Here is a 13,974-nt window from a genome sequence, read left to right as displayed (position 1 = left end):
TCCTGTTCAAGACGCGATGACCCTGACCTTCGCACCGCGGCTGTTGAGCCACGACTCCAGTTCGGACCCGTCCAGCTCGTGTCGCGCATCAGCCCGCACCACTGTCGCGGGACCGAAGATCGTGCCCGAGAGGCCTGCGACCACGGTCTGGTCGTCGAGGAAAACCTCCAGGAAGGATTCCGACACCGACGCGTCGGTCAGATCGGCACCTCGCAGATCGACGTCGGTGAGGGACGCACCGTGAAAGCAGGCCGCACGAAAGGAAGCAGCGCAGGCATCGACGTTGTACATCTCGACGCTCCCGAGGTCGGCGCCGCTCAGCACCGCTCGGCGCAGCGACGCGTGGTCGAGCACCGATTTCACCAGGGACGCCCCCGAAAGGTCCGCCTCGCCGAGATCGGCTCCCTCGAGGTGTGATCGATAGAGGTCCACTCCGGCGAGCCGAGCTCCCCGGAGGGCCGTCTCGGTGAGGAGGGCGTTCGCCAGACTCGCCTGGGACAGGTCAACGCCGGACAGGTCCAGCCCCGCTGCATCGAGCGTGACGAACTCGTGCGCAGCCCAACTGCGCAGCGTTGCGGCCGCTTCCGCATCTTCCGGCCAAACGCGTACGATTCGGCCCTCATCACGGATACCAGAAGAGTCGATCACTCCACCCGGCCTCACACGCTCGCTGACCACGGCAGCGCAGGCGGCCTGCGACGCCAATACCACTGTGGGGTGCGGAAATCCTCCTCCGCTTTTCCGAGTGCCACCGCAAGTGCAGCCCCAGCGTCGTCGACCGTCTGAGCCCGAAACCTGGTGTCCAATGCCTCCATCGCGGCGAGTGCTGCTGCCCGATCCTCGGCGGTGAGCGCCTCGGCTGCGAGGCCCAGCCGGTCCCGGTTCTCCAGATCTCCGCTGTACATGTCCGCTCCGTACCACCGTGATGGCGGCCAGCCTGAGGCCATCCGAGACAGCAGCCTTTCCCAAAGGCGCACCAGTGCTCTGACTTCACCCGCCGGGCTGCGCCGGTCGGCCTCGGGGAAGAGCTCATCCGCCACCGGTGTCGGTGTGGCGAGATCGCGAACAGCCTCTGGGAACCATTCCACCGTCGCCTGGGGGAAGGCAGTCACGGGTTCTTGCGTGGCGTAGACACGAACCCCGTCCTGGCCTTCTTCGAGGCCCTCCACCCTTGCGAAGGTCCTGTCCCCCTCGGCTGTGACCACTTCGTACATCCAGGGCAAAGTTCCCCATGAGATGAGGACCGGGGTGTTCAGGGTCTGTGCAAGCTGTGCGGCCAGGTCTGCTTCGGAAAGCTGCACGGGAAAATCATCATCGACGTATACGACCAGCTGGGCCTGGCAATCGCCGCTCTGGAATACGGCATGTTCGCACGTCACCTGTGCATCCCAGTTACGCTCCTCCATTTCTCCATCGGCGTAAACGTCGACCGATTCGAGGGGGGTGCTGAAAATGCGGGCCAGCAGGCGGGCGATGACCTCGGGTTGTGCCGGACCGGCGGTCAGGAAGCCGTGCATCAAGGGTGATACTCCCGGTATAGGGCGAACATTCTCGGAGGGATGTCGGATCGATCTACGTGTGGGGCTCTTTCTACCGGCCTGCTGTTGCGAACGTGAATTCGAAATGCGTTACGGAGGAGTTAGGGCCGGAAAGCGTTGGTGGTTGACCTGATCCGGACATGCCGCGTTCGGCCCAATGGCGGAAATGGGGTGGGTGGGCGGCGGACGCTGGGGGCTTTGGGTGCCGATGGGTCAGGGGTTGCGTTGGGCGGTGTGAGGGAGTGGGTTGCAGGGCGGGTGCCCCGGGGGGAGATGGGCGCGGCGGCGCGGATCGTGGTGACCGTTGTCGTCGCCTGGCAGGTGGCCTTGTGGCTCGGGGCCGATCAGCCGCCCGTGTACGCCGCCGTCGTGCCGCTCGTGGCCTTGCGCGGGGATCCGGTGACGGCGCTCGGGGCTTCCGTGCAGCGGTCGCTGGGGGTGGTGGCCGGGGTGCTGATCGGGATCGCGGTGGTGAACTGGCTGCGGCCCTCGACCGCCGCGCTGGCGGTGGTGGTGGCGCTGGGGCTCGGGGTCGGGATGTTCCTGCGGGCCTCGGGCGGGCTGAACATCCAGGTGGCGGCGTCCTCGCTGCTGGTGTTCGCCAGCACGTCGCCGGACGCGTACGCCTGGCACCGGGTGTGGGAGACGGTGGCCGGCGCGGTGGTGACCGTCGGGCTCGCGCCGCTGCTGTGGCCGCCCGATCCGTACCGGGCGCTGGCCGGGATCGCCGAGGACTGCCGGGTGCGGGTGAGCCGGTCCCTGGGCGGGACCGCCGCCGTGCTGGGTGGGGGGCAGGGGGCCGCGCGGGACAACCTCAGTCTCGTGACCGCCCATGCCGAAGCCGTGCACGGGGCCGCCGTCCGGGCGCGGGAGGCGGAGCGGGCGATGCGGTTCAACCCGGTGCGGTGGCGGCATCGGGAGGACGTACGGGTCCGGGCGCGCGGGATCGCCGGCGTCGACCGGGCCGCCGGGGAGGTGGTGGTGCTGGCCGGGGAGGTCGCCGCGTTCGCGGGCCGGGAGGAGCTGGCGGCCGACCTGGCTCGGGCGCGGGAGCAGCTGGCGGCGCTCGCGGACCTTGTGGTGCGGGTCGTCGAGGATGCGTTGCGTGGTGTGGATCCGGGGCCGGGGGCGGGCGCTGCCCGGGCCACCCTGGCCGAGTACGCGCGTACGGATTCCAGCCCCGTCGCGGTGGCGCTGCGGCGGCCGCTCGTACGGATGCTGGACTCGCTAGGGGGCTGCTGACGAGGCCCGGCGGACCATTTCTCCGATCCAGACGGGGGCGTACGGGGAGGTGCAGCCCGGGGAGGTCGGGTGGCCAGCAGTTGATTGGGTTGTTGGCCGTGGCTGGCGGTTGGCTGCCTCGTATGGGTGAACGGGAGGCGTTGCAGGCGCGGTGGCTTCTGTGAGACGTCAGTCTGAGTGGGGAACGTCCGTGCTGGTGTAGGGGATGGGGAGGGGGTGGCCGGTGGCGCGCGGTGGGGGAAAGCGGGAGCCGAAGCGTGTGCTGCGTGCGTTGGCTGCGCCGTTCACCGTGTCTGCTCCTGCGGGTGCGCGGATCAGGGATCGTCTGCGCGTGTCCGCTGAGGATGCTCGGGTCTTGCGGGTCGTTGGCGGGCATCTGGGCGGGTGCGCTCGTGCCGATCTTGCTGAGCGGGTGCGGATCGGCAGGGTGGCGGTGAAGGAGAATCGGCGGGCGGAGCGCAAGCGGGCGCTGACGAAGGTGTCGTCATCGCGTTGGGCGGGGGCGATCACCCGCGCGAGTGAGGACCAGTACCAGCTCTCCCTGCGGTGCCTGTTCGATGAGCGGGCCTCCCTGCGCCGGGCCATCGCCGGGATCCGTCAGCGTCTGGCGGTGCCGTGCGGGCAGCGTGCGGGCGGTGTCCGCGGCTATCCGAGCCCGGCCGAACGTGCGCAGAAGCAGCGCCGGTTGCAGGTGCTCACCGCGCGCCTGGCCGACGTGGAGGCCCGTATCGAGGCCGGGCGTCCGGCGGTCGTCGTAGGCGGCAGGCGGCTCGCCAAGGTGCGGCACCACCTCACGGAGGCCGGTCTCGGTGAATCCGGGTGGCGGGAGCGGTGGGAGGCGGCCCGCCTGTTCCTGACTGCCGACGGGGAGTCGGGGGCCCCGTTCGGGAACTACACGATCAGTGTGGACCCGGCCTGCGGCACGGTCTCGATCGTGCTTCCCGAGCCCTTGCGGCACCTGGCGAACGCGCCACGGGGCCGCTATCGCCTCGCCTGCACCGTCATCTTCAACCACCGCCGGGGCGAGTGGCTGGACCGGGTCACCGCCCACCGGGCCGTGCGCTACGACATCACCCACGACCCCGAACGTGGCCGCTGGCATCTCGACGCGTCCTGGTCCACCTCGAAAACGGTTCCGCCCACCCCGGTGGAGCTGGCAGCCGCCGGTGTGCGGCTGCTGGCCGTGGACCTCAACGCCGGCCACCTCGCCGCATGCGTCATCGACGCGCACGGCAACCCGGTGGGCCGGCCCTTCACCGTCCCCGCCAGCCTGACCGGACCTGCATCACAGCGCGACGGACGACTGCGGCAGGCGATCAGCGAACTCATCCACCTCGCCAAGGCGAACGGCTGCGCCGGTCTGGCGATCGAAAACCTCGGCTTCGACGACGCCCGCGCTACCGGCCGCGAAACCATGGGCCGCGGCAGACGCGGCAAGGCCTTTCGCCGCACGGTCGCCGGACTGCCCACCGCCCGCTTCCGGGAGCGCGTGCGCGGCATGGCCTACCACGCGGGGCTTGTCGTCGTTGCGGTCGATCCCGCCTACACATCCCGCTGGGGCGGCCAGTACTGGAAGGCCCCACTTCAGCAGCAGTCGAAGACCGTCGTCGTCACCGGCCATCACGCGGCCGCAGTGGCGATCGGCAGGCGCGCCCTCGGACACGGGGCACGGCGTCGGCCAGGTGTGACCGCACACGACCAGAGGATCGTGTTGCGGAGAGCTACCGGCCAGACCGTGCCCCGCCCGAGGGCGTGCGGGACCGCGAGCCCGCCAAGGACCACAGGCACGCCCCACCAGGGCGACAAGACCTGCCGGGATCGAAGCGACCAGCTCGTGCTGTTCCCCGTTTCCCAAGACCGTTCGGGGAGACAACCGGCAAGCCCGGTTCGCGGCGATCCGGCCAACAGTGGCTAACATCGCTAGGAACGGTAGTCCTTCAGGACCTCCAGGCGCTCGCCGATGGCGATCGCGCGGGCGCGGTGTCCGGGGTGCTCGATGCCGATCTGGGCGAGGCAGTGGTTCATCGCCCACTGGAGGCGGTCCGGGGCGTCCTTCATGTGCGTTTCGATGAGGTCCAGGAGGCCGGGGAGGTCGAGTTCCTCCGGCTTCTTCGCCACCCGGTCCGTCGTCAGCGCCCAGCCGGCGCTCGCGACCACCGGGTCCGGGTCGGCGAACCAGGCCAGGCGCAGCTCCTCGGCGTGCGGGCTCTTCTTGACGACGTTGCCGACGAGCCAGTCGTGCACCTTGGGGGTGCGGGCCTCGCGCAGCATGGCGTCGAGCTCGGCCCGGTCGTACGCCTTCGGGCGGCAGATGAGGAGTGCCAGGAGGCGGGCGGCGCTGTTGTCGGTGGCCCAGAGCTCGCGGGCGAGGTCCTGCTGCGTCTTGAGGCGCTTGGCGATCGCGCGCAGCTTGGTGAGGTTCACGCCGTGGTCGTCGCCGTGGCGCTCGTTCACGGCGCGGATCTTCGGGTCTTCGAGGTCCGCGAGCTCGGCCATGACGGCGGCGAGCTGGGGCGTCGGCGGATTTCCGGTCTTCGCTTCGGCGCGCAGGAATTCAGGGCACAGGTGCAGAGTGTATTCGGCGGTCGTGATCAGGCTGATGATTTCGATGCGCGGCTCGCGGAGTTCGAGGGCGATCACGTCGAAGGGGTCCACGCGGTGGACGTTGCCGTCCTGGCCGCGGGCTTCGAGCACGTAGCAGTACCCGCGCGGGTGTCGGGGATCGTCGGCGATGCGCCAGGCGGCGCCGTGGCGCCGGATGATCACATCCGCGAGGTACGAGACCAGGTCGCAGCGGAACGTGATCCAGTCCGACTGCTCGAACTCGTCGAGGGGGGCTCGGTCCACGTAGTCCTGGAGGGCCGGGATCAGGGTCAGCGGGTCGGCCGCGTAGGTCTCGGGGGCCACTCCGAGCATGTCCGCTATGCCGCGCGCGTTCGCGTGGTTTCCGTCGTGCCATTCCTGGAGGAGGGGGGCGTGGTCCGTGGGCATCAGACCTCGGACTTTTCGAGCCAGGAGCGCTTGAGGAGGTGCTCGGGCAGGTAGGGGGACTCGACGTTGACGGGGATGCCGGCGTCGTGGGCGAGGCAGGTGACGGCGAGGACACCGATTGGTACAAGGCCGTCGATGTCGTTGGCGCGTTCGGGTGTGGCCGTCCAGTACTGCTTGTGGAGCTCCAGGGCCTCCAGCAGCGTCGCGTGGAAGCCTTCCTCGTCCTTGCGGAGGAACTTGTAGAAGAGGTTGATCGGCGGGTAGGCGACCTGCTGGATGTAGTCACGCCCGGCGATGACGGCGACGTTGGGGTGGGACCGCTGAAACGTCAGGGTCAACTCCGGTACCAGTTCGGGGCGCCCCAGCCAGTAGGCCTGGAGGGTGGCGACCCAGTGGTAGAGGTAGTCGTCGTGGTCGGCGCCCGAGGCGCGCAGGACGTCGATCGGGAGCTGGCAGAGCTCGGTCATCTTCGGCTGGTCGCGGGTGATGATCGCGTACCAGAACGCCTCGATCCATGCCTGTGCGTTCGCATCCGAAGAGGGCCCCACCGCCGGCAGGGTGCGCATCTCGTGGTGGATGCGCACCTCGGTGGTTCCCTCGGTCATCCCAGCCGTACGGAAGATGGCGGATCCCAATTGGGCCGCATCGACCACGGCCTCCCACGTCCCGAGCTCAGCGCCCTGCTGGTCCACGCGGAACCGGGCCCTGACATTGAAGGTGGCGTCCTTCCAAGCTGTCCTGAGCTTCCGCGGTGTCGCAGCGAGGGCGTCGATCTCCTTGATCAGATCCTCACCGATCCGGTTGACCCAGGCGGCGCTGGTGGGCCTCGGCTCGGAATGTCCGGCCACGAAGACGGTCATCGCGACTCAGACCTCGAACTCGCCGAGCCAGGAGCGCTTGAGGAGGTGCTCGGGGAGGTACGGGGACTGGACGTTCACCGGGATTCCGCCGTCGTAGGCGAGGCAGGCGATCGCGAGGACCGCGATCGGCACTCGGCCCTCGATGTCCCCGGTGCGTTCCGGCGTGGCCGTCCAGTACTGCTTGTGCAGTTCCAGGGCCTCGACGAGAGCCAGGTGGAAGCCCTCTTCGTCCTTGCGGAGGAACTTGTAGAAGAGGTTGATCGGCGGGTACGCGATGTGCTGGATGTACTCGCGGCCCGCGATGACGGCGACGTCCGGGTGTGAGCGGTCGAAGGTGGCGGTGAGCTCCTCCACGAGTTCCGGGCGCTTGAGCCAGTAGGCCTGGAGGGTGGCGACCCAGTGGTAGAGGAAGTCGTCGTGGTCGGCGCCCGCGGCGCGCAGGACGTCGATCGGGAGCTCGCAGAGCTCGGTCATCTTCGGCTGGTCGCGGGTGATGATCGCGTACCAGAACGCCTGGACCCAGGCCGAGGAGCGCGCGGCGTGGTTGGGGCCCGTCGCGGGCAGGGTGCGCATCGCATGGTGGATGCGGCACTGGGTCGTGCCCTCGGTCATCCCCGCCGTACGGAAGAGGGCCAGGCCCAGCTGGGCGGCGTCGACCACCGTCTCCCACGTCGGCAGCTCGGCAGCCGTCGGGTCGACGAGGGTGCGGGACTGGACGTGCAGGTCTGCCTGGCCCCAGACCCGGTCGAGTTCGCGCGGGAGTGTGCCGAGCTCGTCGATGTTCTTGACCAGCCGCTCGTCCTGGCTCCTGACCCAGTCCGCGCTCTTGGGCTCGGGCCGGGCGTGGCTTTCCACGATGACCGTCATGTCTTCCCCTGTCACTTGCTGATGTCGAACCGTTGGATCGTATGGCCGGTGTACGTTCCGGTGTTATCGGCGCCCTTGACCACCACATAGTCGATCTTGCCCGCCTTGAAGGCCGCGTCGAGCTTGTCGAAGAGCGGCTTCTCCAACGGGTTGTCCTTGGCGCGCTTCTCCATCTGCTTGAGGATGTCCTGGAAGTACGCGCGCGTGCCCTGGGACACCCGGTCGGCGCCGATGCGCCGCTCGCCGAGTTCGGTGTCGACGTTGCTCTTGGCCTCGACCACCACGTACCGGTCGCCGTGCTTGTAGACCTGGTCGAACTGGTCGTTGCCGTTGGCCGGGCCGTAGACCTTCTCCTCCTTGGCGCCCGGGAACTCCTTCGGTATCGCGTGCTCGCGGGCGATCATCTCGCCGAACGTCTCGCTCTTCTTCGAGAGTGCCTCGTGGAACGGCTTGTGGTGCGCCCTGGCCTGCTCCATCGCGAGCTTGGTCTCGTCCGTGGGCGCGAGCTTGTGGGCCGCCTTGGCGTCCCGGTAGTCCGTGTGCGGCTGCTTGTCCGCCTGCATGGCGTCCCAGCGTTCCTTGGCCGCCTTGTCGAGCTTCTCGGTCATCTCCTTGGTGACCGGGGCTTCGTCGTGCGCGACCGGCTTCGCGTCGTCCAGGTAGTTCGGGGGGACCGGCGGCGGCAGCTCCGACTTCGGAACCCACTTGCCCGGCGAGACCTCGACCAGCTGCGGCGGGACCAGCCCGGTGTGGTCGCCGACGACCCGCAGGCGGTGGCCGAGCTTGTTGTAGTACTGCTTGCGGTAGCCGTCGGTCGGGTCGTTGGCCCGGTGGACCTGGTACTCCATGATCTGCTTGCGTTCGGCGGTCGTGTAGTCGTGCGGGTTGTCGCGGTGCGGGGGGAGCGGCGGGCGCTCGCCGTGGCCGGGCGTCGTCGGGCCGTCGCCGCCGGTGCCGTGGCCGCCCGCGCCTCCACCATTGCCGGTCCCGTGGTCGCCGCCGCCGTGGCCCGCGCCGCCGGGGGACGGGTCGTGCCCGAGGTTGTCGGGGATGCCGCTGCCCTGGTGGGGGATGCCGCCGCCGGTGGGGGTGGTGTCGGTGTTGCCACGACCTCCGGTGCCGCCGCCGGGTTCGGTGTGGCTGTTGTGCGGCATGTTGTCGGCGGTGCCGCCCGGGGTGTGGGACGCAGCCCCGCCCGGCGTGTGGGACGCGGTCCCGCCGGGGGTGTGGGAGGTGACGTCCGCGGTGTGGGCGCCGACGCCGACCGGGACCTCCTGCCGCTTGGGGACCTCGGCCAGGGGGTGGTCGACGCCCTTCGGGACCGAAGTCAGGTCCTGCTTGGGCAGACCCTTGTGGTCCAGGAGCTGGTTGGTGACCTTGTCGAAGTACTGCGGCCGGCCGAGCGCGTCGTCGGTGAGCTGGACCGTGTCGTCCGGGTGCGGGAACTTCACCCCCGGCGCGTCGGCCTTCGGGAGGTCCTTCCACACCACATCGTCGATCTTCGGGAACGCCCCGTCGACCTTGCCGAGGTTCGCGAACAGCTCACCGATCTTCAGCTTGGCCAGGGAGCCGGCCTTGCCGATGTAGGTGATCGGGTCGATGATCTTGCCAGCCTTGCCCGCGACCGACAGGACCTTCGCGATCCCGCCGGTCTTGGCTGCGGTGCCGGCGCCGCCGGTGAAGACCGTGGTCAGGACGTTGAAAGTGACCGCACCGGCTGCGCGGGCGGGGTTCTTGCCCCACTCGTCCCACGCCACCAACGCCTTGCCGGTCTCCTTCATCGCCGTGCGGGAGTCCCTCAGCCAGCCCGGCAGCTGCTTGTCGTCCGCCATCCAGAACGCCGTGCCGACGCCGGGAATGGTGGTGATCGCGAGGCCCGTGGCCAGCTTGGCCAGGCCCGTCCAGGCCTGCCCTGCGGCGTCCCAGCCGTCGACGCCGACCAGGGTGCCCAGGCCCCGGATGGTGCCCCAGATCCCGTCGACGATGATCCCGTCCCACACGAAGGACTTGACCCAGTAGCCGACCTCCCACGCCCGGTGGGTCTCCTCCAGCTGCGAACCCCACGGCAGGTCCTGGACCTTGTTCAGGTCCTCCGCCTTGTAGCCGTACATGTTCGCCCCGTTGGAGCCGTCGTTGACGGTCAAGGGCGGGGCGCAGTACAGGGCACGGATCTTGTTCGCACAGGTGCGCTCCGCCGCCCAGAAGGCCTCGGCGGCCGCGTTGACGTCGTGGATCAGATCGTTGTTCTCATCGATCTTCTTCCCGTCGTCCTTCCAGTGCTCGTCCCCGGCGATCTTGTTGGTGAAGGTCGTCGCCTTCGCCTGGAGCGCCTTCAGGCGCGCCACGATCGGACGGGCCTCGGTGACGTACTCGCCCAGCGCCTTCGCGGCCGATTCCAGCTGGTCGGCGAAGAAGTCGCTGTCCGTCTTCACCGGCTTGGTCGTCGCGAACAGCTGCGCGGCTTCGGGGGCGGCGTAGAACGCGGACAGGCCCTGGAACTCGCTGTCGACGTTCGAGCCGGCGGTGCGGAACGTGCCCGCAGCCGCCGTGATCGCCGCGTGGTCCTGCTCCAGCGCGTCCAGGTCACCCGTGAACTGCGGGATCGTGCACGGATTGATCGGTACGTGGTCGGCCACTGTTACTCCGTCCCCCGAAGTCGAGCGTTGTTCGCGAGCGGTCCTGTCTACTCGTCAAGTGACGCGAACACAAATGCGAATGGTTCCCGTGGGGGTCGGGGTGAGTGAGAGGTAGTCGACGGGGCGGACGCGCCATTCGGGGCGCAGGCCGCCGCGCAGGACGATGCTGAAGCCGGCGGTTTCGCCGCGGTGGAGGGCGGCGAGGGTGTGGATGCGGCCGCCGTCGTCGGCCCAGGTGAGGGCGCGGTGCACTTCCGTGGGGGAGAGGGCGAAGGGGTGTGCGGTGCGGATCTGGAGGCGGATGCGGCGGACGGCCTCTTCGGGGGTGTCCAGCATGGCGCGGTCGAGGAGTTCGGGGGGCCGGTCGCGGGCGTCGCGGTAGCAGAGGGCCTCGAACCAGTACCCGGTGCGGATTGCCACGGTGTGGTCCAGGGGGAGGGGGCGCGCGGGCATGTACGGCTCTCCTGCCGTTGCTGGGGGTCGCCCCCTCCGGACCGTGACGAGCGGTGGGAGGGGGCGACGGTGACGCTTCCCGCCAACTGGCGCATAGTTGGCGGGAGTTGCGTCACGACACGTCGCCTGGCGGGCGAATCCCGTGACGCAAAGCGACGGTAGCGTTACGAAGGTGGCCGTCGCAATGGTGTGCCGTCCCAAAGTTGCACCGGTGTATGCCGAACGCCCCTCACCTGCGGGGATGAGGGGCGCTGATAGTCGAGATTCGTCAGATCAGGTGATCGAACTCGCCGGCCTTGACTCCGAGGATGAACGCGCGCAGCTTCTCCACCGTCGTGGTCACGATCACGTGCGGGTCGTCGCTCTCCCTCATCTTGATCGCGCCGGCGACGGGCGCCAGCTCAACGCAGCTCTGGTTGTCGTCCGGTCCCGAGAACGAGGACTTCTGCCACTTGATTCCGTCGGTCATGCGCCTTGACTCACACTTCCTGAGCGATGCGGTGAATGTGTTCTCTCGACTCCTCCGGACCGAGCGAGATCGACTCGATGGATTCGAGCAACCCTCGGTACTTGGCGAGCTGAGCCTCTGCGTCCAGGAATCCGCCGTCGAAGGCGCTGTCGATCTGGACGGTGTCGAGCGCCGGGATGGCGCCGCCTGCGTAGAGCATCGAATGCACGGAGCCCGTGATCTGCCGGTCGAAGGGGATCAGGCGCACGGTGACCGATGGCCAGTGGGAGACCTTCTCCAGGAAGGTGAGTTGCTCCTGCATGACCTCTGCGTCGCAGTACCGCATGCGCAGGGCGGCTTCGTGGATGAAGGCCTCGAACGGGGTGGGGCGGGGGCGGTCGAAGATGGCGCGGCGCCTCATCCGGTGCTCGACGCGCGTGTTCAGTTCGTTGGCCGGCAGGTCGGACATGCCGCTGCGGATCAGGCTCCGGGCGTAGGCCTCGGTCTGGAGCTGCCCCGGGACGTACAGCATCTGGATGATGCGGATGTACGTGGCGTGGAACTCAAGCTCGGCCACATCGAGGAAGCCGGGTGACAGGCGTCCCCGGTACTCGTCCCACCAGCCCTTGCCGCGCTCCTCGGCCATGCTTGCCAGCGCGTCGACGAGGTGCTTGTCACTCGCCGAATAGTGGGAGGCCAGGCGTCGAACGCGCTCGTCGCTCACGCCGTAGCGGCCCGATTCGATGTGGCTGATCTGGGCGCGTTCGCCGCCCAAGTAGGCGGCTGCGGTGGCGCCGTTCATGCCGGCCTTCTCGCGCAGTTTGCGCAACTCGGCGCCCAATCGCCTTTGGCGGGCGGTCGGATAGCTCCTTGGCGGCATGACCCCTCCATCTCGTCCGGTACGAGTGTGCCGCTCGCTGCGGTCCGGGGTCCACTCAAACGGATGTTACGGCCGTCCCACTGTTGCGCCGTCCCAATGTTGTGCCCTACGTTCCGATGGCTGGGACAGCCGGTGGCTGACCGAAGTGCAGCTTTCCGGACGCCTGTTGGGGCGAACGGATGGCCAGGGACACGGTCGTACGGAACCGGCTTCGAATTCGTCTGGGTTGGGAGAGACCACGATGAACGCGAGCGCATTACGACATGACTGGCCCGTACCGGCGGAGGGGCTCACCTACCGGATGGTCGCGCCCAGCAGGGCCGAGGCCGTCAGGGTCGCCCGGGACTGGGTCGTGGCCGTGCTGCGGAGTGCCGGGTGCGGGGCGGAGGTGGGGGAGCGGGCCCGGCTGTGCGTGTCCGAGGTCGTCACCAACGCGCACCGGCACACCGACTCCCCCGAGATCGCGGTCGAGGTGGCCCTGCTCGGGGGGCGGGTCACCGTCTACGTCTACGACTGCGCGCCCGAGCGGTGGCCCGAGCAGGGTCGGGGGCGCGGGGTGATGGCCACCGACGGGCGGGGCCTCGCGCTCGTCGCCGCCACCGCCGACGACTGGGCGGCCGTGGCCCAGGGGGACTGCGTCAAGGTGGTGTGGTTCGGCTTCGCGGTGGCGGGGGCGGTGGCGGAGACGGGGTGAGGCCGCCCGGCCCCGCGGGCGGGATCGGGCGGCCTCGTCAGCGGAGCGGAGCGTCTCAGCAGGGGCGGATGTGGTAGACCGGGGTCCAGTTCGCCGTGCCGGTGTCCTTGGCCACGTTCGACCAGCGCTCGCTGCCGTCGCTGTTGTAGAAGCGGGCCCGCGTCCCGGAGGTCTGGTTGTTGTTGAACGTGCCGTTGCCGACGCCGTTGAAGTCGTAGTAACCGCAGCGGTAGTAGTCGTAGTTGTTGCCGTTGCCGTCCTTGATGCACAGGTGGCCGTTGTTACAGGCCAGCGCCGTGTCCGGGGAGGCGAGGTCGCGGGTCTCGGTCTGGCCCGGGGCCCGCAGGACCACGGTGCCGCCGGCGGTGGACAGCTTGTTCGCCGAGACCTGGCGGGCCGACGGGTCCGACGCGAGTAAGGCGTCGACCTGCCGCTGGAGCCCGGCGGTCTGCGCGGCCGTGAGGCCGGCGGCGCGGGTCTGCTGGGAGAAGGCGGTCGTCGTGGAGGCTTCGGCGGTCAGGACCGGGCCCGCTATCAGGGCCGCGGTGGCGGTCATCGTCGCGAGGATCTTGCGCGGTGACATGGGTGTTCCCCTTCTTCTGCTTCGACAGCCGGGCGGCCGTTGCTCGTGGCGGCGGCCGCTGAGTCGCGGGACTCATCGTTCCGAAGTCGGGTCTGGGCCTGAAGGGGGGATTCGGCCTGGTTGCAGGTCTTTTGCGGATAACGCGGGGGTACGTCAGTCACAGGCGGCGCAGGGGTATCCGAGCAAGTGTGTGGTCAATGCATTGTCTTCGCTGGCCGGGCCGGGTTCACGAGGTTCCCCGGACCCGGACCGGCAGGTGTGGCGTAATGGCGTGGGTACGTGTCTGCCGGCCGATCACGGCCAGCCTCGGCCGATCTGGTTGCCTGACGTCGTCGACCAGCCCTGCGAACCGTTGCGGTTCAGATCCTGGAAGAACAGCAGGGCCCCGTCGTCGCGGACGGCGTAGATGACTCCGTCCCCGCCGCTGACGATCCGCCTGACATTGCCCCAGCCTTGGCCGATCTGGTTGCCGGATGAGGCTGACCAGCCGGTGGATCCGTCGGGGTTGTTCGTTCCGTCTTGGTTCAGGTCCTGGAAGAACGTGAGGCGGCCGTCTTCGTCGACGACGTAGAGGGTTCCGTTGCCGCCGCTGGTGATGAGTCTGGCGCTGCCCCAGCCTTGGCCGATCTGGTTGCCGGATGTGCCTGACCAGCCGGTGGATCCGTCGGGGTTGTTCGTTCCGTCGCGGTTCAGGTCCTGGAAGAACGTGAGGCGGCCGTCTTCGTCGACGACGTAGAGGGTTCCGTTGCCGCCGCTGGTGATGAGTCTGGCGCTGCCCCAGC

13 protein-coding genes and 1 pseudogene are annotated in these 13,974 nt (G+C 69.0%); 3 read left to right on the top strand and 11 right to left on the bottom strand.

Annotated features, from left to right (window positions below; genetic code table 11):
* Positions 1-6: 6 nt before the first annotated feature.
* Both AC07A6_RS23275 and AC07A6_RS23270 read right to left on the bottom strand, forming a co-directional pair.
* A complete protein-coding gene (locus AC07A6_RS23275; protein WP_478778362.1) occupies positions 7-648 on the bottom strand; it encodes a pentapeptide repeat-containing protein in 642 nt (213 codons plus the stop codon).
* An 11-nt stretch (positions 649-659) separates the two neighbouring features.
* Positions 660-1,517 (bottom strand): hypothetical protein, encoded by an 858-nt coding sequence (locus AC07A6_RS23270; RefSeq protein WP_478778361.1) that lies wholly within the window; start codon positions 1,515-1,517, stop codon positions 660-662.
* A gap of 279 nt (positions 1,518-1,796) precedes the next feature.
* On the opposite strand from AC07A6_RS23270, the gene AC07A6_RS23265 reads away from it, so the two are divergent.
* Both AC07A6_RS23265 and AC07A6_RS23260 read left to right on the top strand, forming a co-directional pair.
* Positions 1,797-2,780 (top strand): FUSC family protein, encoded by a 984-nt coding sequence (locus AC07A6_RS23265; RefSeq protein WP_478778360.1) that lies wholly within the window; start codon positions 1,797-1,799, stop codon positions 2,778-2,780.
* A gap of 331 nt (positions 2,781-3,111) precedes the next feature.
* Entirely contained in the window at positions 3,112-4,695 is a 1,584-nt protein-coding gene (locus AC07A6_RS23260; protein WP_478778359.1) for a hypothetical protein, read from the top strand.
* Between the two features lie 14 nt (positions 4,696-4,709).
* On the opposite strand, the pseudogene AC07A6_RS23255 reads toward AC07A6_RS23260, so the two are convergent.
* The 7 genes and pseudogenes from AC07A6_RS23255 to AC07A6_RS23225 all read right to left on the bottom strand — a co-directional run.
* Positions 4,710-5,276: pseudogene (locus AC07A6_RS23255) on the bottom strand (DNA alkylation repair protein); the annotation flags it as partial.
* A gap of 494 nt (positions 5,277-5,770) precedes the next feature.
* Positions 5,771-6,631: an immunity 49 family protein gene (locus AC07A6_RS23250; protein ID WP_478778358.1), complete on the bottom strand. Its 861-nt coding sequence runs from the start codon at positions 6,629-6,631 to the stop codon at positions 5,771-5,773.
* A gap of 6 nt (positions 6,632-6,637) precedes the next feature.
* Entirely contained in the window at positions 6,638-7,498 is an 861-nt protein-coding gene (locus tag AC07A6_RS23245; protein WP_362467611.1) for an immunity 49 family protein, read from the bottom strand.
* Positions 7,499-7,509: 11 nt separating this feature from the next.
* Positions 7,510-10,134: a hypothetical protein gene (locus AC07A6_RS23240; RefSeq protein ID WP_478778357.1), complete on the bottom strand. Its 2,625-nt coding sequence runs from the start codon at positions 10,132-10,134 to the stop codon at positions 7,510-7,512.
* A 54-nt stretch (positions 10,135-10,188) separates the two neighbouring features.
* Complete coding sequence (locus AC07A6_RS23235) at positions 10,189-10,587, bottom strand: hypothetical protein (RefSeq protein ID WP_362471507.1); 399 nt, start codon at positions 10,585-10,587, stop codon at positions 10,189-10,191.
* Positions 10,588-10,855: 268 nt separating this feature from the next.
* A complete protein-coding gene (locus AC07A6_RS23230) occupies positions 10,856-11,056 on the bottom strand; it encodes a DUF397 domain-containing protein (protein ID WP_125813976.1) in 201 nt (66 codons plus the stop codon).
* A gap of 10 nt (positions 11,057-11,066) precedes the next feature.
* A complete protein-coding gene (locus AC07A6_RS23225) occupies positions 11,067-11,915 on the bottom strand; it encodes a helix-turn-helix domain-containing protein (RefSeq protein WP_478778356.1) in 849 nt (282 codons plus the stop codon).
* Positions 11,916-12,156: 241 nt separating this feature from the next.
* Here AC07A6_RS23225 and AC07A6_RS23220 point away from each other — a divergent pair, with 241 nt between their 5' ends.
* The gene (locus tag AC07A6_RS23220; RefSeq protein WP_478778355.1) at positions 12,157-12,609 is read left to right on the top strand and encodes an ATP-binding protein; all 453 of its coding nucleotides are present in this window, start codon (positions 12,157-12,159) and stop codon (positions 12,607-12,609) included.
* A gap of 55 nt (positions 12,610-12,664) precedes the next feature.
* Here the strand turns inward: AC07A6_RS23220 and AC07A6_RS23215 are convergent, their stop codons facing one another.
* On the bottom strand, positions 12,665-13,192 hold the full coding sequence (locus tag AC07A6_RS23215) for a hypothetical protein (RefSeq protein WP_478778354.1): 528 nt from the start codon (positions 13,190-13,192) through the stop codon (positions 12,665-12,667).
* A gap of 294 nt (positions 13,193-13,486) precedes the next feature.
* Positions 13,487-13,974: tachylectin-related carbohydrate-binding protein (locus tag AC07A6_RS23210; RefSeq protein WP_478778353.1), on the bottom strand; the 488-nt coding region annotated here is incomplete at its 5' end.

The sequence above is a fragment of the Streptomyces sp. NPDC044002 genome (genome assembly GCF_056434525.1).
This window is presented reverse-complemented; position numbering and strand designations above follow the sequence as displayed.

Coding starts and splice junctions, on each gene's coding strand:
- AC07A6_RS23220 (WP_478778355.1), top strand. CDS start 12,157: ATGAACGCGAGCGCATTACGACATGACTGGCCCGTACCGGCGGAGGGG.
- AC07A6_RS23225 (WP_478778356.1), bottom strand. CDS start 11,915: ATGCCGCCAAGGAGCTATCCGACCGCCCGCCAAAGGCGATTGGGCGCC.
- AC07A6_RS23245 (WP_362467611.1), bottom strand. CDS start 7,498: ATGACGGTCATCGTGGAAAGCCACGCCCGGCCCGAGCCCAAGAGCGCG.
- AC07A6_RS23270 (WP_478778361.1), bottom strand. CDS start 1,517: ATGCACGGCTTCCTGACCGCCGGTCCGGCACAACCCGAGGTCATCGCC.
- AC07A6_RS23235 (WP_362471507.1), bottom strand. CDS start 10,587: ATGCCCGCGCGCCCCCTCCCCCTGGACCACACCGTGGCAATCCGCACC.
- AC07A6_RS23230 (WP_125813976.1), bottom strand. CDS start 11,056: ATGACCGACGGAATCAAGTGGCAGAAGTCCTCGTTCTCGGGACCGGAC.
- AC07A6_RS23215 (WP_478778354.1), bottom strand. CDS start 13,192: ATGTCACCGCGCAAGATCCTCGCGACGATGACCGCCACCGCGGCCCTG.
- AC07A6_RS23250 (WP_478778358.1), bottom strand. CDS start 6,631: ATGACCGTCTTCGTGGCCGGACATTCCGAGCCGAGGCCCACCAGCGCC.